The organism is Sphingomonas profundi (assembly GCF_009739515.1).
In the GTDB taxonomy this organism is placed as follows: Bacteria; Pseudomonadota; Alphaproteobacteria; order Sphingomonadales; family Sphingomonadaceae; genus Alterirhizorhabdus; species Alterirhizorhabdus profundi.
This window is the reverse complement of the sequence record NZ_CP046535.1, coordinates 813,780-836,207: the sequence shown is the minus strand read 5'-3', so window position 1 is coordinate 836,207 and position 22,428 is coordinate 813,780. Positions and strand designations below refer to the sequence as shown.

The window sequence follows — 22,428 nt, the reverse complement described above, 5'->3', positions numbered from 1 at the left end:
CGGTCGCTCAGGCGAGCGTCCGCACGCCGGGCTCGCGATCGAAGAAGCGCTGGCCGGCCGCCGTGAGGAAGGCGTCGCCCAGATCGGTGACGCCCTCGTCGGCCTCCACGCCCGCCTTGTCCAGCAGCGGCTTGGCGGCATCGGCGGCGCCGATCGCCTTCAGATGGCCGAAGGCGTCCATCACGAACTGCACCGCCGCGGCCTCTTTGGTCAGCAGCGCCGCCCCGTCGTCCGAGAGGACGAGCGCCACCGCGTCGACGAACACCGACGGGAAGCCCGCCAATTGGGCGTCGGCCTTCAGCAGACTGCCGTCCTTCAGCTTCACGCCGCCCACTTTGGGCGCGATCAGCACCGGCTTGCCGCCGGCGTCGCCGATCTTGCTCGTCAGCGCGTCGATCTGGTCGCCGTCGCTGCCGTCCGCGATCAGGATGCCGACCGCGCGCCCCTCCAGCGTATGCTTCTCCAGCGGGCCGCGGATGATGCGCAGGGCCGGCGAGGGATCGAGATCCCTCGGCTCCACCGCCGTCGCCGAGGCGGGCGGCACATCCATGGCAAGGCCATCCGCGACGCGCTGCGCCAGTGCCGGATCGACGTTGACGAGGTTGGAGAGCACGCGCACCCGCACATGCTCCAGCCCCACCTTGGAGAGTTCGAACACCAGCGCCGAGGCGAGATGCGCCTGTTCCGCCTTGTCGAGCGAGCGGAAGAACAGCCGCGCCTGGCTGTAGTGATCGGCGAAGCTCTCCGCCCGGATGCGCAGCTTGTCGCCGGCGGGCGCCGCCACATCCTGCGCGGCATAGGTGCTGTAGCCCTTCACCGGGCACTCGCGCGGGCCGGCATCCTCGCCCGCCTCGTTCAGGCTGTTCGGCTCGTAATTGGCCCTGCCCTTCGGCACGTTCATCTGCATGTGGCCGTCACGCTGGAAATTGTTCACCGGCGACTTGGCCGCGTTGATCGGCAGCTGGTGGAAGTTGGTCGATCCCAGCCGCTTCAGCTGCGTGTCGAGATAGCTGAACAGCCGGCCCTGCAGCAGCGGATCGTTGGTGAAATCGATGCCGGGCACGATGTTGCCCGGGCAGTAGGCCACCTGCTCGGTCTCGGCGAAGAAATTGTCGGGGTAGCGATCCAGCACCATCCGGCCGATCGGCGTCACCGGCACGATCTCCTCCGGGATGATCTTGGTCGAATCAAGCACGTCAAAGTCGAGGCCCTCGGCGGTCTCCTCGTCGAATGCCTGGATGCCCAGCTCCCACTCCGGATAGTCGCCCCGGTCAAGCCGCTCGTACAAGTCGCGGCGCTGATAGTCGGGATCGGCGCCGGCCGTCTTCACCGCCTCGTCCCAGATCTGCGATTGCAGGCCCTGCTTCGGCTTCCAGTGGAACTTGACGAAGGTGTTCTTCCCCTCCGCGTCGATCAGCCGGAAGGTATGGATGCCGAAGCCCTCCATGGTGACGAAGGAGCGCGGAATCGTCCGGTCGCTCATCTGCCACATCACCATGTGGGTGGCCTCCGGCATCAGGCCGATCCAGTCCCAGAAGGTGTCGTGGGCACTGGCCGCCTGCGGGTAGCCCTTGTCCGCCTCCATCTTTACGGCATGGACGAGATCGGGGAACTTGATCGCATCCTGGATGAAGAACACCGGAATGTTGTTGCCGACGAGATCCCACACGCCTTCCTTGGTGTAGAACTTCACGGCGAACCCGCGCACGTCGCGAGGCGTATCGACCGATCCCGCGCCGCCCGCCACGGTGGAGAACCGCACGAACACCGGTGTCTGCTCGCCCGCGCGCTGGAACAGGTCCGCCTTCGAGAAGCCGGCGGCATTCTCGTACGCCTCGAAATAGCCGTGGGCGCCGGTGCCGCGCGCATGGACGATCCGCTCCGGGATGCGCTCATGATCGAAGTGGAAGATCTTCTCGCGGAGGATGAAGTCCTCCAGCAGGGTCGGTCCGCGCCGGCCGGCCTTCAGGCTGTTCTGATTGTCGGCGACGACGATGCCCTGATTGGTCGTCAGGTGCGGGCCACCGGCATCGGTCTGCTGGTGGAGCTCGCCGCCGTCGCCGGTGATCGTCTGATAGGTGCTGTCGGCTGCCACACTCGTCTCCTGGAAGCTAAGGCGCTGTTAGAGCCTTGAAACCACTCAGGTCGTGCAAAGGTTCTTACGGGCGGCGTCACCACGAAATAGATGTGGTCGCCAGGCTCACCGCCGTGTCGCTGTCATACCATGGCATCGTGGCAGGGCCGCGCGGGGGCAGCGGCCGGGCATCGGCCGGCCACCCATCACGCAGGGCGGAGGCGCGGGCCACCAGCCGCCCCGGCCCGCGCGGCGCCAGCACCAGCGTCACCACCGGATCGGCGCCCACCCAGCTCACCCGATCGAGCCGCCCGGCTGCGGCGAGCAGGGGCACGCGGATGCCGTTCACCTGCGCGCCCCGTAGCGGCGCCGTGGCGGCGAGCGCCAGCCTGATCTCGCGCGTGCCCGGCGGCCCGCGGAAGCGCAGCACGACCGCGCCGTCCGCGCGGCGGCCGCGCTCGATCCGCACCCGCGCCGGCGCGATCGGCTCTCCGGGCGCGATCAGCGCATGATCGTAGACCGGCAGCAGCGCCCCCTGCCCGGCCGGGCCGAGCGCCGCCCGCGTCCAGCGATCGGGAAAGGCCAGGCTCGTCGCGCGATAGAAGCGGCCGCTGGCGCCGTCGCTGACGTGGACGATCTGGCCGATCGCCGGCCGCCGCGCGCTCGCCGGGTCGCCGAAGCGGATCAGCAGGATCGCGCCGGCCGCCAGCACCAGCGGCGGCAGCGCCACCCATGCGGCGGAGCGCACCCTCAGCGATGCCGCCAGCAGCGGCGCCAGCGGCAGCGCCGCGAACAGCAGGAACGGTGCCGCCACCGCCGCGATCGTCTCGCCCACCGCCAGCATCAGCAGGTGCGCGGTCGCCGCCTGCTGGGCAACCAGCACCGCCGCCACCACGCCGGCGAGCGCCAGCCCGCGCCGTGTGCCATCGGCGGCCAGCAGCAGCGCCGCACCGCCGCCGAGCAGGCTCCACGTCGGCATCACCGCCGCCGTGGGCGCCACCGCCTGCGCGACCAGCGCCAGCAGCGCGACGATGGCGGCCAGGCCCAGGCCCAGCGCGCGCGGCGGGATCGGCGCATGCCAGGCCGGCCAGGCGAGCAGCGCCGCCACCGCCGCCATCGCCGCCACGATCCAGCCGCCACCGCCGGCGAGGAGGATCAGGCCGCCCAGCACCAGCGGCACCGCCACCGCCGCCCGCCGCAGCCCCGCCAGCGCCAGCCCCCACCAGCCGATCGCCACCGCCGCGCCCAGCAGCGCCACCGCCGCCTCGTACCAGTCCCACCGCGCCAGCAGCGGCCGGCCGACGGTGAAGCCGAACGGCACGCCGGTCGCCAGCCGAGCCAGCGTCAGGGCCAGCACCAGCACCAGCAGCAGGTGGACGGCCGCCGCCGTCCCCCGCAGCACCGTCGCCCGCAGCACCGCCGCCGCCGGCACTGCCGCCCGGCGCCATGCCGCGAGCGCCAGAGCAAGGCCGGCCGCGCCGACGATCCAGCCGATCCACGCCGGATAGGCGATCACGACGATGCCGAGCAGGCTGGCATAGGCCGGATCGCGCGCGCGATCGGGCAGCGCCGTCGCCACCGCCGCCGCCCGCGCCACGCCGAGCACCTGATCGCCGAGATGCTGGAGCGAGCGGCTGTCGAGCGTGTCGGGCCTGGAGCTTGCCGCGTGATAGTCGAATTGCCGGTCCAGGATGGCGAAGTTCAGCCCCGGCAGGCCGCGATCCGCGGCGATGCGGAAATCGCTGCTGTTGCGGATCAGCCGCTCGACATAGGCGGCGATCGAATCGGTCGTCGGCTGCGGCGCGCTGCGCCGGTAGAGGGCGATCGCGCCGCCGGCGCCGTGCCCGGTCTCGTGCATGATCGCCCGGCCGCCGCCGCCGCGCATGTCCATGTTGAGGACGAAGCCGATGCGCCTGGCGTGCCGGTCGGCGAAGAAGGCGCGCGCCCCAAGCAGGCCGTCCTCCTCCGCATCGGTGAACAGCAGCACCACGTCGCGTACCGGCGGCGCGCCGGTGCGCAGCGCGCGCACGATCTCCAGCGCGGCGGCGATGCCGGCGCCGTCGTCGGCCGCGCCGGAGGAGGACGGCACCGAATCATAGTGCGCCATCAGCAGCAGCGCCGGCGCCGCCGCGTCCCGGCCGCGCAGCACGCCGATCAGGTTCGCCACGTCCGCGCCCTCGATCGAGACGCCGGCGCGCTCCGTCTTCAGCTTGATCGCGCGGCCCGGCAGCACGCGCGGCGCCAGGCCCAGCGCCGCCATCCGCGCCAGCAATCGGGTACGCACGCGGCGATGCTCGGCCGATCCGGCGGGATGCGGCGCCTGCCCGATCAGCCGCACGTCGGCCATCGCCCGCCCGGCCGAGAAGCGGGCCGGCGGCGCATCCGCCGGCTGCGCCACCGGCGGCACGGAGGCGTGCCAGCAGAGCAGAGCCGCGGCCAGCGCCATTATCGCCAGCACCGCCAACGCGTAGCCGCGCGATGCGACTGGGCGCCCGTCGCCGGAAGCCGGGCGCCCGATCGAACCGGCGCCCTTTCCCGTCAGGGCCGCACCCCGCACGAGACGTTGCCCGATCCGATCCGCCGCACGGTGCAGGCCGGCTTGCCGGAGATCGTCACGTTGCCGCTGCCGGTCGTCATCACGTTCACCGCGCGCTGCACGGCCAGGATCACGTCGCCCGATCCGTCCGCCACCACCGTCGCGTCACTGGCCTGGAGCGTGCCCGCCTCGATCTGGCCCGATCCGCGCAGCGCCACCTTCGCCGTCGCCGCCCGCCCGGCCACGGCGATGCCGCCCGATCCGGAGAGGGTGGCGTCCAGCCGGTCCGTCTCCAGCCGGGCCACCGCGATGCGCCCCGATCCGGCGAGCGCCAGATCGACGTCGGCATTGCGCATCTGGTCGATATCCAGCCGCCCCGATCCGGCGAGCGAGGCGGTGGTCAGCCGCGGCACGCTGACGGCGATCGTCACCGGCCCGCGATCCTGGCCGGGAAAGCCGTTCCACGCGCTGGAATCCCGCTGGATGCGCAGGGTGCGGCCGTCCACCCGCACGATCACGGCGTCCAGCGCCTGAGGGCTGCCGGTGGCCCGCGCGGAAGGGCCGCGCCCGCTGGTGACGGTCACCAGGTACGGCCCCTCGACGATGATGCGATCGAAGCCGGTGATCGTATAGCCCCGCTCGGCGGCGGCGGCGGGCGATGCGGCCATCGCGGCGGCGGCGAGCGGCAGGAGGAGCAGGCGTCTCATGCCGCCTGTGTGTCACCCCGCCCGCGCCAAGGCCAATGAAAAAGCCCAACGAAAAGGGGCGGCCCCCGCAGGCGCCGCCCCTCGTCCGGTCTGCCTTGGCGGCCGGCCTATTTGTTGTGGATCGCCGCCGATGCGCGGAGGATATCGAGGATCTTCTCCTGCGCCGCCGGCTCCTGCACCTGCTCCATCGCGGCCAGCTCGCGCGCCAGCCGGCTGGTCGCCGCCTCGAAGATCTGCCGCTCCGAATAGCTCTGCTCGGGCTGGTCGTCGGCGCGGAACAGGTCGCGCACCACCTCGGCGATGGAGACGAGGTCGCCGGAGTTGATCTTCGCCTCATATTCCTGGGCGCGGCGCGACCACATCGTGCGCTTCACCTTCGGCTTGCCCTTCAGCGTGGTCAGCGCCTCCTGCAGGGTGACGTTGGACGAGAGCTTGCGCATGCCGACCGACTCGGCCTTGTTGGTCGGCACGCGGAGCGTCATCCGCTCCTTCTCGAAACGCAGGACATAGAGCTCCAGCTTGATCCCGGCGATCTCCTGGCTCTGGAGTTCGATCACGCGGCCGACGCCGTGCTTGGGATACACCACATAATCGCCGACGACGAAGCTCAGCGCCTTTGCAGCCATGTAAGGGACCTTTCCGAGGATGAGGCCGCCACCCCCTGCCCGATCCACGCGCCGCGCGCGCTCTGTCCGACAGCGATGGGCAACAGCCGAATGAGCCGTTTTCTGCCGCGGGTGCGAAGGCGCCCGCTTCCGTTACCCATTCCATAGCGGCTTTGTAGGGAAAATGCCAGCTTTGCGCGCACCCGGCCGGCGGCCGGGCGCCATCGGGCGCGCGTCAGTCGCCCTGGCCGGGCTCGGGCGAGAAATACTTGTCGTACTTCCCCTCCTCGCCCTTGTGCTCGTCGGCATCGGCCGGCTGCTCGCGCTTGCGGGTGAGGTTGGGCCAGCTGGCGGAGAAGGTGGTGTTCAGCTCCAACCACTGCTCCAGCCCGCTCTCCGTATCGGGCAGGATCGCCTCGGCGGGGCATTCCGGCTCGCACACGCCGCAGTCGATGCACTCGCTGGGATTGATGACGAGCATGTTCTCGCCCTCGTAGAAGCAGTCGACCGGACAGACCTCGACACAGTCCATATATTTGCATTTGATGCAGGCGTCGGTGACGACATAGGTCATGTGCGAAGGCTCCCGTACTTGGCCGCCTGCTAGGTCGATGGGCTGGGCTCGTCAATATCGGCGGCGGGCTGCGAACCATTCTCACGGCTTTCGGCCGCGTGCGGCGGCGACAGATCGGTGTAGCAGGCGCGCGCCTCCGCCGCTGGGCCGCGCCGTGGCGGCAGCGCCTCCACCCGGATGATCCGCACGCGGCCGTGCAGCGGGAAGCTCAGCACGTTGCCGGCGCGCACCGCCGCATGGGCGCGATCCACCACCCGCCCGTCGATCCTGAGATGGCCCGCCTCGGCCGTCTCCTGCGCAAAGGAGCGGGTCTTCGCCAGCCGCGCGAACCACAGGAACTTGTCCAGCCGCAATGTCCCCTCAGCCACCGCGCCCCATCCCGGCCAGCACCGAAAAGGCGTTCTCCCGCGGCGGCCGCGCCGGGCGGACGAGGCGCGGCGGTTTGGGCGCGCCGCGCCACACCCAATGCTGTCGCCCGTCCGCCTGATCGGCCTCCGCCGGGCGGAAGCCCAGCGCCAGCATCAGCTGGGCGAAGCTGGCCGGGCGCAGCCCCAGCGACACCGGCAGGCCGGGATCGGGGGCGAACGGCGCGCGCCCGTTGCCCTGATCGCGCCCGCGCCCGTCATGCGCGATGCGGGCGAGCCGCTCGACCATGTCCACCCGCAGCATCTGCGCGCCCAGCGGCCGGAAGCCGGCGCGGACGAACGCCTCGTAGCGATCGCGATCGTCGGGCGTCTCCACCACCACGGCGGCCGGCGCCGGCGGCTCGATCATCACCGTCTCGGCGTGCGCCGCCATCAGCGCCAGCCGCCAGCGCACCGCCTCCGGCCGCAGCAAAGCGGGCACGTAGATGTCCAGCGTGCCGATCTTCACCCCCAGCCGCGCCGCCGCCGGCCGCAGCGTGCGATCGACCGCGGCGACGATCTCCTCCGCACCGCGCCGCGCCAGCACGCCGCCGGCCTCGGCCAGCGGCGCGTAGAGCGCGCGCAGCGCCGCCGGCCGCTCGCCGTCCCGCGCGGCGGCGGAGAGGGCGGCCAGCGGCGCCAGCTGCCGCGCCACCTCGCCCTCCAGCCACGCCTCCAGCCGTGCCGACACCGCCTTGCGATCGTCGGGCGCCAGCGCATCGAGCGCCTTGTAGAGCATGATGCGCGGCGCCAGCATCGCCCGCCCGCGCTGCAGCCGCGCCACGATATGCCCGCGCCAGAAGATCGCGATCGGCCGGCCGGGATCGGTGGCGAGGGTGAACCCGGCGTCCGGCGCCGCCGCCAGCGCCTTCGCCCGCCGTGCCAGCTCCCCGCCCAGGCGGCGGTCGGCGGCCGCCAGCAGCCGCTTCATGTCGCCGTGCCGCGTCGCGTGATCGACGCGGAAACGGAAGCCGTCCAGATGGCCGATCGCCTCGCCGTCCACCGCCACCACGCCGTCCTCGCTTACCGTCACCGGCAGCGCATCCAGCCCGCGCGCGCCCAGATCGCGCATCAGCACCGCCGTGCGTCGATCGACGAAGCGCTGCGTCAGGCTCTTGTGGAGCGCATCGGAGAGCTTCTCCTCGATCTCGCGGGTGCGCTCGGCCCATTTCGCGGGCTCTGCCAGCCAGTCGGCGCGGTGGGCGATATAGGCCCAGGTGCGCACGCCGGCGATCCGGTCGGCGATGGTCTCCACGTCGCCGCCGGTCTGGTCCAGCCGCGCCAGCTCGTCGGCGAACCACTGCACCGGCAGGTGGCCGTCGCCCTCGCTCAGGTGGCGATAGACGCGGCCGACGAGGCGCGCATGCGGCTCCGCCCCGGTCTTGCGGAAATCGGGCAGCCCGCACGCCGCCCACAGCCGCCCCACGGCGCGTGCGCCCCGCGCCCGCTCCCGCACCCAGCCCTCCTCCGCCAGCCGGCGGAGCACGGCCAGGTCGATCGCCTCGGGCCCGGCGCGCAGCTGCGGCCGGTCGGGCCGCCGCTCCAGCGAGGCGAGCAGCGCCTCCAGGCTCGAACGGTCCGGCTCCCCCTCGCGCCAGTAGAGATAGTCGAGCGGCGGGAAGCGATGCTCCTCGATCGCCGCCACCTCCTCGTCCTCGAAGCCGCCGCTCGCCCCCTCCACGCTCAGCGTGCCGAAGGTGCCGTCGCGCTGGTGGCGCCCGGCGCGGCCGGCGATCTGCGCCATCTCCGGCACCGTCAGCCGCCGCGTCCGCCGGCCGTCGAACTTGCGCAGCGAGGCGAAGGCGACGTGCGCGACATCCATGTTCAGGCCCATGCCGATCGCGTCGGTGGCGACGAGATAATCGACCTCGCCGGCCTGGAACATCGCCACCTGCGCGTTGCGCGTGCGGGGGGAGAGCGCGCCCATCACCACCGCCGCGCCGCCGCGCAGCCGGCGCAGCATCTCCGCCACGGCATAGACCTCCTCGGCGGAGAAGGCGACGATCGCCGAGCGCGGCGGCAGGCGCGAGAGCTTGGCGGCGCCGGCGTAGCTGAGGGTGGAGAAACGCGGCCGGCCGATGATCTCGATGCCCGGGATCAGCGCCTTCAGCATCGGCCGCAGCGATTCCGAGCCGAGGATCATCGTCTCGTCCCGGCCCCGCGCGCGCAGCAGCCGATCGGTGAAGACGTGGCCACGATTGGGATCCGCGCCCAGCTGCGCCTCGTCCAGCGCCACGAAGGCGAGATCGCGGGGGATGGCGCCATCCGCCCCGCCGAACGCGCCGCCGCCGATCGGCATCGATTCCGCCGTGCACAGGAACCAGCGCGCCTGGGGCGGCACGATCCGCTCCTCGCCGGTCAGCAGCGCCACCGATGCGGCGCCCTTGATCGCCACCACCCGCTCATACACCTCCCGCGCCAGCAGCCGCAGCGGGAAGCCGATCATGCCGGAGGAGTGGCCGCACATCCGCTCGATCGCGAGGTGGGTCTTGCCCGTATTGGTCGGCCCGAGGACGGCGACGACCGGGCTGGCGGCGAGGCGCGACATGACGCGCACCATCGGGCGATGCGCGGCCAAACACAAGAGCCCGCGCGCCGCGGCGGCTAGGCCGCTCCGGGGTTTGCGCATCGCGCGTGCGGTTCCCGCCGGCCGGTGTCGCCCGTCGCACGCCGCCGCCGCTTCGTCGCACGGCCGGGGAAAAGCCGGGCGGCTTAATTTGACTTTAACCGCGTCGCTCCACAGTCCTCGGGCGCGGCCGTCATGGACGGGCCGTCGGGGGACATTCGGGGGGCTTTCCGCCTTTGTATCTGCGCAACGAGACGGGCCTGAACATGGCGGGCGGCGGATCCGGCGGCGGGGCGGCGACCCTGTCGTTCGGCCAGGCGCTGCCGGTGGGCCGTCGCGCGCCGCTGCGGCCGGCCTTGGCGGGCTGGCGGGAACGGCTGGCGGATCTCGACCTCGTCGTCGATCTCGGCGCCCGCATCGGCACGCGCGACTGGTGGCGCGGCCTTGCCACCTGCACCCTGCTGTGCGGCGGCATGATCGCCACCGCGCCCGGCTTCACGCCGCTGCCGGGGGCGTCCGCGCCCACGCTGCCGCAGGCGCAGTGGCAGGAGGCGCGCGCCCTGGGCTTCGCGCCGCTGGCACTGGGGGCCGACACCGGCCGGCGCATGGCCGCAACCGACGCGGTCGAGCCGCTGGTCGACACGCCGGAGCGGCCCAGCATCGATCTCACCGCCACGATCGGCCAGGGCGACGGCTTCGTCCGCGTGCTTGAGCGCGCCGGCGTGGCGCCGGCCGAGGCGCGCACCGTCGCCGATCGCGTAGCCGCTGTCGTGCCGCTCGCCGCGATCAGGCCCGGCACCCGCATCGAACTCACGCTCGGCCGGCGGCCCGGCCGCGCGATGGCCCGCCCGCTCGATGCGATCGCCTTTCGCGCCCGCTTCGACCTGCGGCTGACGGCCGCGCGCGAGAATGGCGCGCTCGCCTTCCACGCCGTGCCGATCGCGGTGGACGATACGCCGCTGCGCATCCAGGGCCGCGTCGGCGCCGGCCTCTACGTCGCGGCGCGCGCCGCCGGCGCGCCCGCCGGCGCCGTGGCCGCCTATATCCGCGCGCTCTCGGCGCGCATGTCGATCGGCCGCGACATCGCCGCCGATGACCGCTTCGACCTCATCATCGCCCAGCGCCGGGCCGAGACCGGCGAGGTGGAGACGGGCGACCTGCTCTATGCCGGGCTCGATCAGGGGCGGCGGCAGACCCGGCTGCTGAAATGGACCAGCGGCGGCCAGAGCCAGTTCTTCGAGGCATCAGGCGTCGGCGAGCGGCGCGGGGCGATGACCCAGCCGGTGGTCGGCCACCAGACCTCCGGCTTCGGCCTGCGCCGCCATCCGCTGCTCGGCTTCACCCGCTTCCACAAGGGGATCGATTTCGGCGCGGCCTACGGTGCGCCGATCGTGGCGGCATCGGCCGGGATCGTCAGCTATTCCGGCTGGCACGGCGGCCACGGCAATTACGTGATGATCCAGCATGGCGGCGGCATCGCCACCGCCTACGGCCATATGAGCCGGCTGATCGCCCGCGCCGGCGCCCGCGTGGCGCAGGGCCAGCTGATCGGCTATGTCGGCTCCACCGGCCTGTCGACCGGCCCGCACCTGCACTATGAGGTGTGGAAGAACGGCGTCGCGATCAACCCCGCCTCGATCCGCTTCACCACCACCTCGCAACTCGCCGGCCGCGACCTCGCGAACTTCCGCGCGACCCTGGCGCGTTTGCTCGCGGTGCGCCCCGGCGCGCCGGTGACGCTGGCGGCCAAGGTCGCCGCCGCGACGAAGACGGCTTCCTGACCGGCCCGGGCGTCACCAACCGGAGAGCGTGATCGCGCGGCAGACTGTCGGCCGCAAGCGATCGTCATTCTGATGACGTGACGGCCGCACTGCGATGGCGCCGGAACCCGCACCCAGAAGCGCAAGCGATCCCGGCCCGGATCGGGATCACTCCTCCGCGCTCAATCCTTTGGCGGGTCGGCGATCATCGCGGTGAAATTGGCCTGCGCCGCCACCTTGCCGTCCACCAGCGCGCGGCCGGCGAACTTGCAGATGGTGGCGCGCTTCTGCACGAACGCCACCTCCAGCCGCAGCAGCACGCCGGGTTCCACCGGGCTGCGGAACTTCGCCTCGTCGATCGCCATGAAGTAGACGAGCTTGCCCGATCCGGCGAGCCCCAGCGACTCCACGGCGAGCACGCCGGCCGCCTGCGCCAGCGCCTCGACGATCAGCACGCCCGGCATGATCGGCCGGCCGGGGAAATGGCCGGCGAAGAACGGCTCGTTGATGCTCACCGCCTTGATCGCGGTGATCGAGCGATCCGGCACCAGCGCCTCGACGCGATCGACGAGCAGCATCGGGTAGCGGTGCGGCAGCGCCGCCATCACCCGCCGGATATCCAGCGGGCCGATGGCGGGCGCGGCCTCCGCCGGCGCCGCGCCGTTCGTGTCGTCACTCACGGGCGGGCTTGCCTCAGCGGCCGGCGGCCGGCTGGCGCTGGCCCGGCTGCCAGTTGGCCGGCGGCGTGGTGGAGACGGTCTTCACCACCGTGTTCAGCTGCGCCGTCAGATCCGGCGTGATGTCGGCGGCCGGCAGCGCCAGGATCACCGCTTCCGGGTTGATGATGAGGTTCACGCGCTTGGCGGCCATCGCCGCGCGCAGCGATGCCTCGACCTTGTCCGCCACCTGCTCGCGCGCATACGCGGTCGGCCGGCCGAACGGCTGGGCCAGACGGGCCAGCTCGGCCTGCGCGGTCTGCGCGCGGGTGCGGTAGGCGGCCACCTTGGCGTCCAGCGTCGCCTTGGGCGTCGAGGGGTTCTGCTGCAGGGTCTGGATCTCGGTCTGCGCCGGCGCCAGCTCGGTGTTGATCGCCTGGCTGCGCGCGTTGAAGGCGTCGATCTGCGCCTTGTACTGGGTCTGGATCTGGCCGGTCGCCGCCTTGAACGCGGCGGTATCGTTGATCGCCTTCTCGAAATCGACGACGGCGACGCTCTGGCCGGCGGCGACCTGCGCCGTGGCGGGCGCGACGAGCAGCGGAGAGGCGACGAGAGCGGTGGCGGCGAGCGCCTTGAGCATGATCTTCATCAGAATTGGGTTCCCACGTTGAAGCTGAAGAGCTTGGTATTGTCGCCCGGTTCCTTGAGCAATGCCTTGGCGACGTTGATCCGGAAAGGCCCGAAAGGTGAATTCCAGTTCACCCCGACGCCCACCGACACGCGCGGCTTGGGGCTGTTGCCCTGATATTGTTCCTGGAACGGCGAGATGGTGGTCTGAAGCACGTTCGCCGTGCCGTTGGCCGATGTCGGAGACTGGGTGAGCAGGCCGGTCTGCGCATCGCGGTAGAAATCGATCTTGGTCAGCTGCGGCGGCAGGATGCCCGGATTCTTCAGGCTGAACACCGCGCCCGCATCGGCGAAGATCGACGGGCGAAGGCCAAGCTCCTTGGCGCCCGAGCCCAGCGGTATCTCCAGCTCCAGATGGCCGAGATAATAAGCGTTGCCGCCGAGCGCGTCGTCGCTGCGGTTGCTGTTGCTGCTGCTGTCGACGAAGCTCAGCGGCAGCGCCGCGTTGCCGTTCGCGTCCAGCATATACTGGCGGCGCGTCACCCGCGGGCCGACGCCGCGGATGCCGAAGCCGCGCATCTGCGGATCGCCGAGGAAGAAGCGGTCGACCAGCCGTACATCCTGGCCCAGGCCCTTGATGTAGCCGCCTTCCAGATGGGTGTTGAAGATGAAGCCCGAGCCGACGTTGTAATATTTGTCGCCCTCGAACCGGGTGCGGATGTAGCGCACGCTGCCGCCGAGACCGGCGAAATCCTGGCTGAACACCACGCGCTGGCCGCGCGTCGGGCGGATGCGGTTGTTGAGATTGTCGAAGACGAGGCTGTAGCCGACCGACGACGTCACCCGGTTGCCGATCGCGTCGCACAGATAGCGGCCGGCGAACAGCGGATCGCACTCCAGCGTGCCGTTATTGTCGCGATCGGTGAAGAAGGTGCCGCGGTCCAGCGTCACCTGATCGTAGCTGAGGCCGTAGCGCAGGGCGAGCGAGGTGAACTCCGTCAGCGGCACGCCCAGGCGCACCTGGAAGCCGGTGGTCGTCTGCTGATAGGTCGTGTTGCGATCGCTGTTGATGTAGTTGAACGAGTTGTAGTCGCGGCGGAACACGTCGCCACCGATCGCGATGTTGCGATCGAACAGATAGGGCTCGGTGAAGCCCAGGTTCACCGACTTGGAGTAGGTCGAATAATCGACCGAGGCGCGCACCTCCTGCCCCTTGCCCATGAAGTTGCGCTCGGTGATCGAGAGATTGACGATGAACTTCTCCAGGCTGGAGAAGCCGGCCGAGACCTGCAGTTCGCCGGTCGACTTCTCCTCCACGTTCGCCTCCAGCACCACCCGGTCGGGCGCCGATCCCGGCTTCTGCTCGATCTCCAATTTGTCCTGGAAGTAGCCGAGCGACTGGATGCGATCGCGCGACCGCTTCACCCGGAAGCTGTTGAACGCATCGCCCTCGGCCAGCCGCATCTCGCGGCGCACCACCTTGTCCTTGGTGTGGGTGTTGCCGTTGATCGCGACATTCTCGACATAGACGCGCGGCGCGTCGTTCACCTTGAACGTCACCGACATCGTCAGCGCATCCTTGTCGCGCACGAAGTCGGGCCGCACGTCGGGCGTGAAGCCCAGCAGGCCGGTCGTCTCGGTCAGCGTGTCGACCGTGTCCTCGATGATCTTGGCGTTGTACCAGTCGCCCTTTTTCACCGGGATCAGCGGCTTCAGCGCATCCGCCTTGATGTCGCGGATCTCGCTCTCGACGTCGATGTCGCCGAACTTGTAGCGCGGCCCCTCCTCCACCACGTAGGTGATGATGAAGTCGCGCTTGTCCGGCGTCAGCTCGGCCACGGCGGAAACGACGCGGAAATCCGCATAGCCGTTGGTCAGGTAGAACTGGCGCAGCTTCTGCTGATCGTAGGCCAGCCGGTCCGGATCGTAGCTGGTGCCGGAGGAGAAGATCTTCGTCAGGCCGCTTTGCTTGGTCGCCATCTCGCCGCGCAGCGCGCCGTCGGAGAATTTCTCGTTGCCGATGATGTTGATCTTGCGGACCTTGGACTTGGCCCCCTCGTTGATCTCGAACACGATGTCGACGCGGTTCTGGTCCAGCAGCACCATCTTCGGCTCGACCGTGGCGGCGAAGCGGCCCTGCCGTCGGTACAGCTCGATGATGCGGCCCACATCCGCCCGCGCCTTGGAACGGGTGAAGATCTGGCGCGGCTGCAGCCGGATCTCGGGGTTGATCTTGTCCGACTTCAGCCGCTTGTTGCCCTCCAGCACGATGCGGTTGATCACCGGGTTCTCGCGCACCTGAATGGTGAGCGCGCCCAGATCGTCCTTGATCTGCACGTCGGCGAACAACTCGGTGGCGTAGAGATCCTTCAGCGCCTGATCGAGCTGCTCGCGCGTATATTTGTCGCCGGCGCGCAGCGCGATGTACGATCGCACGGTGTCCGGCTCCAGCCGTTGGGAGCCGACGACCTGAATCGACCGCACCGTGCCGCTGCCCGGCGGTGCCGGCGCGGCCTCGGCGGGCGTCGCCGCGCCGGCGGCGGGAGCCTTTTTCGCGCTCGTGGGTTTGGGCGTGCGTGAGGATTGCGCGGCGGCCGGCGTGGCCGCGGCGCCGAGGATCGTGCCGATCAGCAGCGCCGAAGCGAGCCTCGCACCGCCGCGACCGCCGTCGCTCTCTCCGGTCTTCACTGTCACGCGCACACGTCCCCGCTTCCAAACACGATCCGGCGCGGAAGATCCGCCCGGGCAAATCCGGCGCCACGCGTGCCGGCAGAGTTAACGCAGGCCCGCCCCTGCCCGATCAGGATCAGCCAATCAAGCCGGCAAGCCGCGACCACAGGCCCAGCGAGCCCAGATCGTTGAACGTCACGAACAGCATGAAGGCGAGCAGCAGCGCCAGGCCGGACCGGAACGCCCATTCCTGCACCACGGGGTTGAGCGGCCGGCGCCGCACCGCCTCCAGCGCGTAGAAGAACAGGTGGCCGCCATCCAGCAGCGGGATTGGCAGAAGGTTTATGAAGCCCAGATTAATCGAGATCATGGCCATGAACTCGACGAAGGGCAGCCAGCCGAGCGTCGCCGTCTGGCCGCTGAACTTGGCGATCTGCAACGGCCCGCCGAGTTCCGCCACCGATCGCACGCCCGTGATGATCTGCCACAGGGTGGAGACCATCGCGACCACGATGTCCTTCGTGTGGCGCACCGCAGCGCCCAGCACCTCACCGGCCGGCAGCGGCTGGATGATCGGCGCGGGCGAGCCGACGCCCAGCCGGCCGATCTCGAAGCGGTTGCCGAAGCGATCGGCCATCTCCTCGCGGTCCGGCGTCACCAGCAGGTGCAGCTGCCGCTCGCCGCGATAGACGTCCATCCGCACCTGCTCGCCGGGGCGGATGCGGACGATCGGCGCGATGTCCTCGAAGCGGGAGACGCCCTGCCGCGCGATCATCGTCACCCGGTCGCCGGGCAGGATGCCGGCCTTCGCCGCCGCCGATCCCGGCACCACCATGGCGACGACATTGGGGGTGCGCGGCTCGCCATAGGCCCAGAAGAAGGCCGCGAAGACGAGGATGGCGAACAGGAAGTTCGTCACCGGCCCGGCCGCCACGATGATGAAACGCTGCCACAGCGGCTTGGCCTGGAAGGTACGCGCGCGCTCCGCCGGCGGCAGCGCCTGCCACTCGGGATCGGCGACGCTGGCCGGGTTCATGTCGCCGGCGAACTTCACATAGCCGCCCATCGGCATCCAGCCGACCTTCCAGCGCGTGCCGCGCCGGTCGGTCCAGCCGATCAGCTCGCGGCCGAAGCCGATCGAGAAGGCATCGGCCTTCACGCCGAACAGCCGCCCGGCAAAATAATGGCCGAGTTCGTGGACGAAGATCAGCGGACCGATGACGAGCAGGAAGCTCGCGACCGTCAGCAGCACACCGGGACTCTCGCTCACGCCGCCAACCCTTCCATCATGCGCCCGGCCACGGCGCGCGCCTCGCCATCCACGGCCAGCACCGCATCGAGCGAGTCCGGCGCCGGCGGGTCATAACGATCGAGGGTTTCACAAACGATTGCGGCGATATCGAGGAAGCCGATGCGGCCCGCCAGAAAAGCGGCCACGGCCACCTCGTTGGCGGCGTTCAGCACCGCCGGCCTGGCGCCCCCCGCCTCGATCGCGGCGCGCGCCAGCCCGATGGCCGGGAACCGCTCAGGATCGGGCGCCTCGAAGTCGAACCGGCCGACCTTGGCGAAATCCAGCCGCTCCACCGGCGCCGCCATCCGCTGCGGCCACGCCAGCGCATGGGCGATCGGCGTGCGCATGTCCGGCGTGCCGAGCTGCGCCAGGATCGACCCGTCGCAATATTCCACCATCGAGTGGATCACCGACTGCGGGTGGACGAGGATCTCGATGCGATCGAGGCCGACCGGGAACAGGTGGTGCGCCTCGATCAGCTCCAGCCCCTTGTTCATCATCGTCGCCGAATCGACCGAGATCTTGGCCCCCATCGACCAGTTCGGGTGGCGCACCGCCTGCGCCGGCGTCACCGCCGCCATCTCGGCGCGGCTGCGCGTGCGGAACGGGCCGCCGCTGGCCGTCAGGATGATGCGGCGCACCCGATCCGGGGCTGCGGCGTCGAAGCACTGGAAGATCGCATTATGCTCGGAATCGACCGGCAGCAGCGTCGCACCGTGGCTGCGCGCCGCCTCCATCACGATCGCGCCGGCCGAGACCAGCGACTCCTTGTTGGCCAGCGCCACGCAGCCGCCCGCCGCCAGGGCCGCCATCACCGGGCGCAAGCCGGCGCAACCGACGATCGCCGCCATCGTCCAGTCCGCGCCGCGCGCCGCCGCCTCGGCAATGGCGTCCGCGCCGGCGGCCGTCTCCGTGTCGGTATCGGCCAGCATTTCAGCGAGTTGCGGACCCAGCTTCGCATCGCCGATCACCGCCAGCGCCGCCCGCGTGCGGCGTGCTGCGGCGGCCAGCCCGGCAACGTCGCCATGCGCCGTCAGCGCCTCCACGCGGAAGGTCTGCGGATCGCGCTCGATCAGATCGAGCGTCGAGGTGCCGACCGAACCGGTCGCACCCAGGATCGTCACGCTACGGCTCACACCACCCCCGTTGCGGCCAGCAGGCCGATCAGCGTCGCCACCGGCACCACGCCGTCCAGCCGGTCCAGCGCGCCGCCATGGCCCGGCAGCAGCCGCCCGCTGTCCTTCACGCCCGCCTTGCGCTTCATCCAGCTTTCGAACAGGTCGCCGATCTGCGCCAGCACCGCCATCGGCGCGCCGAGCAGCAGCAGCGCCGCCGGCAGGCCGGTGCTCCACGCGATCAGCGCGCCGACGATGGCGGCGGCCAGCGCGCCGCCAAGCAGCCCGGCCCAAGTCTTGTTCGGGCTCAGCGCCGGCGCCAGCTTCGGCCCGCCGATCGCCCGGCCGGAGAAATAGGCGCCGATATCGGTCGCCCACACAATCGCGAGCGTCCACAAGGTCAGCGCCAGCCCGTGCGGCTGCCCGCGCAGGAACAGCAGCCCGAACGTCGGCAGGCCGACATAGACGAGCCCCGCGCCCAGTCGCGCGCTGCGGCCCAGCGCCGCCACCGCCAGCGCCAGCGCCGCCAGCAGAGCCAGCGCCTGCTCGCCCACACCGCCCGCCATTGGCGATGCGATCACCAGCACGAAGCCGAGCGCCGCCAGCGCCACGCCGATGCGCAGCCGCGCCGCACGCATCAGCCCGGCCCACTCGGCCAGCATCAGCAGCGCGGCGGCACTCGCCAGCAGCCAGAAGGCCATGCCGCCCAGCCACAGGGCCGCCACTGCGATCGCGATCATCGCGCCGCCGGTCAGCGCGCGCGTCATCAGATCGGATCGGCGCCGGGCCGGGGCCGCGCCGGCGACGTGGGCCATCAGAACCGGCCCATCACAGGCCGCCGTAGCGGCGATCCCGCCGCCCGAAATCCGCCACGGCCGCCGCCAGCGCCGCCTGATCGAAATCGGGCCACAGCGTGTCGACGAACAGCAGCTCGGCATAAGCCGCCTGCCACAGCAGGAAGTTGGACAGGCGCCGCTCGCCGGATGTGCGGATCAGCAGGTCGAGCGGCGGCAGCTCGCGCGTGTCGAGCCGCGCCTCGACCAGTTCGGCATCGATCGCCGCCGGATCGATCCGGCCGACGCGCGCGTCCAACGCCAGACCGCGCGCGGCGCGGACCAGCTCGTCCTGCCCGCCATAGTTGAGCGCGATCGCCAGGGTCAGCTGCCGGTTGCCGCTGGTGCGCGCGCATGCCTGTTCCAGCATCGTCACCAGATCGTCGTCGAAGCGGCTGATATCGCCGATGATCTTCAGCTTCACGCCGTTGCCGGCCAGTTCCTCAAGCTCGTCCCTTATATAGCGGCGCAGCAGGCCCATCAGGTCGGCCACCTCCGCCGCCGGCCGGCGCCAATTCTCGGAGGAGAAGGCGTAGAGAGTCAGCGCCTCGATGCCCAGATCGCCGGCTGCGCGCACGGTGGCGCGCACCGCCTCCACGCCACGGCGATGGCCGGCGATGCGCGGCAGGTGGCGCTTCTTGGCCCAGCGCCCGTTGCCGTCCATGATGATCGCCACGTGGCGCGGCACGGGGCCGGCGCCGCTGCCGGGCCGCTCCGCCGGCATTCCGGCGGTGTGGGCCGAAGCCGCCGTCACTTGCCGAGGATTTCCTTTTCCTTGGCGCTGGACGCCGCATCGATATCGGCGATCGTCGCGTCGGTCAGCTTCTGCACCTCGGTCTCGTGGCGCTTGCGCTCGTCCTCGCTGATGACACCCTTCTTCTCGTCGGCCTTCAGCCCGTCCATGCCGTCGCGTCGCACGTTGCGTGCGGCGATCCGCGCCTTCTCGGCATATTGGCTGGCGAGCTTGGCCAGTTCCTTGCGCCGCTCCTCCGTCAGATCGGGGATCGGCAGGCGCAGCGTCTGGCCGTCGACGATCGGGTTCAGGCCCAGCCCGGCCGAGCGGATCGCCTTGTCCACCGGGCCGACATTCGTCTTGTCCCACACTTGTACCGATATCAGGCGCGGCTCCGGCACGCTCACGGTCGCCACCTGGTTCAGCGGCATCGACGCGCCGTAGACGGTGACGTTCACCGGATCGAGCAGCGAGGTGCTCGCCCGCCCCGTGCGCAGGCCGACCAGATCGTGCTTCAGCGACTCGACGGCGCCGGTCATGCGGCGCTCTAGATCGGCCTTGTCGTAAGCGGCCATGATTCAGGCTCCCCGATTTTCGGTGTTCATGTTCTGCACGACCGTGGCGACGCCCTCGCCGGCAAGCACGCGGGCGAGGTTGCCCTGCTCGCGGATGTTGAACACCACGATCGGTATGTCGTTGTCGCGGCAGAGCGCCACCGCGCTCGCATCCATCACCTTCAGATCGTCGGACAGGACGCGGTTGAAAGTGACGCTTTCGTAGCGGGTTGCGGACGGATCCTTCTTCGGATCGGCATTGTACACGCCGTCTACCGAGGTGCCCTTGAACAGGGCGTCGCAACCCATCTCCGCCGCGCGCAGGGCGGCGGCGCTGTCGGTGGTGAAATAGGGGTTGCCGGTGCCGGCGGCGAAGATCACGATCCGCCCCTTCTCCATGTGCCGCTCCGCCCGGCGGCGGATGAACGGCTCGCACACGGTGTTCATCGGAATGGCGGACTGCACCCGCGTCTCCACGCCGATCTGCTCCAGCGCATTCTGCACGGCCAGCGCGTTCATCACCGTCGCCAGCATGCCCATATAATCCGCGCTGGTCCGGTCGAACCCCTTGGCCGCCGCCGCCAGGCCGCGGAAGATGTTGCCCCCGCCAACCACCAGGCAGAGCTCGTGCCCCTCGCGCACCGCCGCGATCTCGCCGGCGACGCGGGCGACCGTATCGGGATCGATGCCGAACTGGCCGGGGCCCATCAGCACCTCGCCCGACAGCTTCAGAAGAATGCGTTTGAAGCGCGGGCGCGGTGTCGCCGTCATTTCGTTCCGTCAGGCAGAGGGGTGAGCGGCGCGCACCTTAGTCAGGCAGCACGCCGCTGCCAAGCGGCTGCGGAGGGGAGCATCCCGCCGCAGCCGTCGCCCGGCTCACACGCCGGCGGCAGCCGCCACCTCGGCGGCGAAATCGCTCTGTGCCTTCTCGATGCCCTCGCCCAGCTGGAAGCGGACGAACTCCTTGAGCGCGATCGGGCTGCCGGCCTCCTTGGAAGCGGCGGCGATAACGTCCTGCACCGGCGTCTTGCCATCGATCACGAAGGCCTGCGTCAGCAGCGCATTCTCCTTGCGGAACTTGTCCACCGGGCCCTTGATGATCTTCTCGGCCACCTCGGGCGGCTTGCCGACGATCTTGTCGGCCGCCTTCTCGCGGGCGATCGCCGCCTCGCGCTCGATCACGGCCGGGTCGATATCCTCACCAGACAGAGCGAGCGGGTTGGCGGCGGCGATGTGCATCGCCAGCTGCTTGCCCAGCGCCTCCAGCCGATCCGCCGGCGCCGCGCTCTCCAGCGCCACCAGCACGCCGATCTTGCCCAGGCCCGGGGCGGCCGCGTTGTGCACGTAGGACACGACCGCGCCCTCGGCCACTTCCACGCTCTTCGCGCGGCGCAGCGCCTGGTTCTCGCCGATCGTGGCGATGTTGCTGGTCAGCTTGTCGCCGATCGTGCCGCCTTCGGGATGCTGCGCCTTGGCGAGCGCGTCGATGTCGCCGCCGGTCTCCAGCGCCAGCTCGGCCGCGGCCTTCACAAAGCCCTGGAACTGATCGTTCTTGGCGACGAAGTCCGTCTCGGAGTTCACCTCCACCACGGCGCCCTTGTTGCCCTTCACGGCGACGCCGACGAGGCCCTCGGCCGCCTGGCGGCCGGCCTTCTTGGCGGCGGCGGCGAGGCCCTTGGTGCGCAGCCAGTCGACCGCCGCCTCGATGTCGCCGTTCGTCTCGCCGAGCGCCTTCTTGCAGTCCATCATGCCCGCGCCGCTGCGATCGCGCAGCTCCTTCACGGTCGCCGCAGTAACTTCTGCCATCGGTCTATCCTTGATCTTGTCCGAAAAAGCGACGGGGCGACTCTCGCCGCCCCGCCTGTGAACCTTATGCGAGGCGCATGACAATCAGGCGCCGAGCGCCTCTTCGACCGGCGGCTCGACCATCGCGCCGAGATCCTCGCCGCGTGCCGCGCGCCCGCCCTGGTTGCCGCGCGTCGCCGCCTCGGCGACCGCCTCGCAGTAGAGGCGGATGGCGCGGGCCGCGTCGTCGTTCGCCGGGATCGGGAAGGCGATGCCGTCCGGGCTCACGTTCGAATCGAGGATCGCGACGACCGGGATGCCGAGGGTGTTCGCCTCCTTGATCGCCAGCTCCTCCTTGTTCGCGTCGATCACGAACATCACGTCGGGGATGCCGCCCATGTCGCGGATGCCGCCCAGCGACATCTCGAACTTGTCGCGCTCGCGCGTCAGCTGCAGCACTTCCTTCTTGGTGAGGCCAGCGGTGTCGCCGGACAGCTGCTCCTCGAGCGTCTTGAAGCGCTTGATCGATCCGGAGATCGTCTTCCAGTTGGTCAGCATGCCGCCGAGCCAGCGGTGGTTGACGTAATGCTGGCCGGAGCGGCGCGCCGCCTCGGCGATTGGCTCCTGCGCCTGGCGCTTGGTGCCGACGAACAGCACCTTGCCGCCATGCGCCACGGTCTGCGCGACGAAGTCCAGCGCGCGCGCCATCAGCGGCACGGTCTGCGAGAGATCGATGATGTGGACGCCGTTGCGCTCGCCGAAGATGTAGGGCTTCATCTTCGGGTTCCAGCGGTGCGTCTGGTGGCCGAAATGCGCGCCGGCATCCAGCAGTTCGTGCATCGAGACGGTGGGGGCCGCCATAGGATAGTCTCCTTCCGGTTTGACCTCTCCGGGGCAGTGACCGCGCGGACGCGGCACCGGTTTATGAGCCCCGGATG

The 22,428-nt window shown here is 70.6% G+C and carries 19 protein-coding genes; 1 reads left to right on the top strand and 18 read right to left on the bottom strand.

Translation table 11 applies throughout. The features are described from left to right. Window positions 1–7: 7 nt before the first annotated feature. The 7 genes from GNT64_RS03820 to GNT64_RS03790 form a co-directional block, all read right to left on the bottom strand. Window positions 8–2,095, bottom strand: a complete 2,088-nt coding sequence (locus GNT64_RS03820) for a catalase (protein ID WP_197277274.1) — start codon at window positions 2,093–2,095, stop codon at window positions 8–10. 76 nt (window positions 2,096–2,171) lie between these two features. Next, complete coding sequence (locus GNT64_RS03815; RefSeq protein ID WP_156678305.1) at window positions 2,172–4,532, bottom strand: M20/M25/M40 family metallo-hydrolase; 2,361 nt, start codon at window positions 4,530–4,532, stop codon at window positions 2,172–2,174. An 80-nt stretch (window positions 4,533–4,612) separates the two neighbouring features. Beyond that, complete coding sequence (locus tag GNT64_RS03810; RefSeq protein ID WP_156678304.1) at window positions 4,613–5,317, bottom strand: head GIN domain-containing protein; 705 nt, start codon at window positions 5,315–5,317, stop codon at window positions 4,613–4,615. Between the two features lie 107 nt (window positions 5,318–5,424). Then, the gene (locus tag GNT64_RS03805; RefSeq protein ID WP_156678303.1) at window positions 5,425–5,943 is read right to left on the bottom strand and encodes a CarD family transcriptional regulator; all 519 of its coding nucleotides are present in this window, start codon (window positions 5,941–5,943) and stop codon (window positions 5,425–5,427) included. 214 nt (window positions 5,944–6,157) lie between these two features. Then, window positions 6,158–6,496, bottom strand: a complete 339-nt coding sequence (gene fdxA / locus GNT64_RS03800) for a ferredoxin FdxA (protein WP_156678302.1) — start codon at window positions 6,494–6,496, stop codon at window positions 6,158–6,160. A 29-nt stretch (window positions 6,497–6,525) separates the two neighbouring features. Continuing rightward, on the bottom strand, window positions 6,526–6,849 hold the full coding sequence (locus GNT64_RS03795; protein ID WP_156681408.1) for an RNA-binding S4 domain-containing protein: 324 nt from the start codon (window positions 6,847–6,849) through the stop codon (window positions 6,526–6,528). A 7-nt stretch (window positions 6,850–6,856) separates the two neighbouring features. Further along, window positions 6,857–9,448, bottom strand: a complete 2,592-nt coding sequence (locus tag GNT64_RS03790) for a helicase-related protein (RefSeq protein ID WP_156678301.1) — start codon at window positions 9,446–9,448, stop codon at window positions 6,857–6,859. A gap of 254 nt (window positions 9,449–9,702) precedes the next feature. Here GNT64_RS03790 and GNT64_RS03785 point away from each other — a divergent pair, with 254 nt between their 5' ends. Then, window positions 9,703–11,247, top strand: a complete 1,545-nt coding sequence (locus GNT64_RS03785) for a M23 family metallopeptidase (protein ID WP_231639242.1) — start codon at window positions 9,703–9,705, stop codon at window positions 11,245–11,247. 161 nt (window positions 11,248–11,408) lie between these two features. On the opposite strand, the gene fabZ is transcribed toward GNT64_RS03785, so the two are convergent. The 11 genes from fabZ to rpsB form a co-directional block, all read right to left on the bottom strand. Continuing rightward, on the bottom strand, window positions 11,409–11,906 hold the full coding sequence (fabZ, locus tag GNT64_RS03780; protein ID WP_277873259.1) for a 3-hydroxyacyl-ACP dehydratase FabZ: 498 nt from the start codon (window positions 11,904–11,906) through the stop codon (window positions 11,409–11,411). Window positions 11,907–11,919: 13 nt separating this feature from the next. Beyond that, on the bottom strand, window positions 11,920–12,531 hold the full coding sequence (locus GNT64_RS03775) for an OmpH family outer membrane protein (RefSeq protein ID WP_156678300.1): 612 nt from the start codon (window positions 12,529–12,531) through the stop codon (window positions 11,920–11,922). After that, complete coding sequence (bamA, locus tag GNT64_RS03770) at window positions 12,531–15,203, bottom strand: outer membrane protein assembly factor BamA (RefSeq protein WP_231639240.1); 2,673 nt, start codon at window positions 15,201–15,203, stop codon at window positions 12,531–12,533. The genes GNT64_RS03775 and bamA overlap by 1 nt, the downstream gene beginning before the upstream one ends. A gap of 112 nt (window positions 15,204–15,315) precedes the next feature. Beyond that, window positions 15,316–16,449: an RIP metalloprotease RseP gene (gene rseP, locus GNT64_RS03765; RefSeq protein WP_156678299.1), complete on the bottom strand. Its 1,134-nt coding sequence runs from the start codon at window positions 16,447–16,449 to the stop codon at window positions 15,316–15,318. Beyond that, on the bottom strand, window positions 16,446–17,594 hold the full coding sequence (locus GNT64_RS03760) for a 1-deoxy-D-xylulose-5-phosphate reductoisomerase (RefSeq protein ID WP_231639238.1): 1,149 nt from the start codon (window positions 17,592–17,594) through the stop codon (window positions 16,446–16,448). The genes rseP and GNT64_RS03760 overlap by 4 nt, the downstream gene beginning before the upstream one ends. An 8-nt stretch (window positions 17,595–17,602) precedes the next feature. Next, entirely contained in the window at window positions 17,603–18,400 is a 798-nt protein-coding gene (locus tag GNT64_RS03755) for a phosphatidate cytidylyltransferase (protein ID WP_156678297.1), read from the bottom strand. A gap of 13 nt (window positions 18,401–18,413) precedes the next feature. Continuing rightward, window positions 18,414–19,142 (bottom strand): isoprenyl transferase, encoded by a 729-nt coding sequence (locus GNT64_RS03750; protein ID WP_156681404.1) that lies wholly within the window; start codon window positions 19,140–19,142, stop codon window positions 18,414–18,416. Between the two features lie 26 nt (window positions 19,143–19,168). Continuing rightward, complete coding sequence (gene frr / locus GNT64_RS03745; protein ID WP_156678296.1) at window positions 19,169–19,726, bottom strand: ribosome recycling factor; 558 nt, start codon at window positions 19,724–19,726, stop codon at window positions 19,169–19,171. A gap of 3 nt (window positions 19,727–19,729) precedes the next feature. Further along, complete coding sequence (gene pyrH / locus GNT64_RS03740; RefSeq protein ID WP_156678295.1) at window positions 19,730–20,476, bottom strand: UMP kinase; 747 nt, start codon at window positions 20,474–20,476, stop codon at window positions 19,730–19,732. 105 nt (window positions 20,477–20,581) lie between these two features. After that, complete coding sequence (gene tsf / locus GNT64_RS03735) at window positions 20,582–21,511, bottom strand: translation elongation factor Ts (protein WP_156678294.1); 930 nt, start codon at window positions 21,509–21,511, stop codon at window positions 20,582–20,584. Window positions 21,512–21,595: 84 nt separating this feature from the next. Continuing rightward, window positions 21,596–22,351, bottom strand: a complete 756-nt coding sequence (gene rpsB / locus GNT64_RS03730) for a 30S ribosomal protein S2 (protein WP_156678293.1) — start codon at window positions 22,349–22,351, stop codon at window positions 21,596–21,598. Between the last annotated feature and the right edge of the window lie 77 nt (window positions 22,352–22,428).

Coding starts and splice junctions, on each gene's coding strand:
- GNT64_RS03810 (WP_156678304.1), bottom strand. CDS start 5,317: ATGAGACGCCTGCTCCTCCTGCCGCTCGCCGCCGCCGCGATGGCCGCA.
- GNT64_RS03805 (WP_156678303.1), bottom strand. CDS start 5,943: ATGGCTGCAAAGGCGCTGAGCTTCGTCGTCGGCGATTATGTGGTGTAT.
- fdxA (WP_156678302.1), bottom strand. CDS start 6,496: ATGACCTATGTCGTCACCGACGCCTGCATCAAATGCAAATATATGGAC.
- GNT64_RS03790 (WP_156678301.1), bottom strand. CDS start 9,448: ATGTCGCGCCTCGCCGCCAGCCCGGTCGTCGCCGTCCTCGGGCCGACC.
- GNT64_RS03775 (WP_156678300.1), bottom strand. CDS start 12,531: ATGAAGATCATGCTCAAGGCGCTCGCCGCCACCGCTCTCGTCGCCTCT.
- GNT64_RS03755 (WP_156678297.1), bottom strand. CDS start 18,400: ATGGCCCACGTCGCCGGCGCGGCCCCGGCCCGGCGCCGATCCGATCTG.
- GNT64_RS03750 (WP_156681404.1), bottom strand. CDS start 19,142: ATGCCGGCGGAGCGGCCCGGCAGCGGCGCCGGCCCCGTGCCGCGCCAC.
- frr (WP_156678296.1), bottom strand. CDS start 19,726: ATGGCCGCTTACGACAAGGCCGATCTAGAGCGCCGCATGACCGGCGCC.
- pyrH (WP_156678295.1), bottom strand. CDS start 20,476: ATGACGGCGACACCGCGCCCGCGCTTCAAACGCATTCTTCTGAAGCTG.
- tsf (WP_156678294.1), bottom strand. CDS start 21,511: ATGGCAGAAGTTACTGCGGCGACCGTGAAGGAGCTGCGCGATCGCAGC.
- rpsB (WP_156678293.1), bottom strand. CDS start 22,351: ATGGCGGCCCCCACCGTCTCGATGCACGAACTGCTGGATGCCGGCGCG.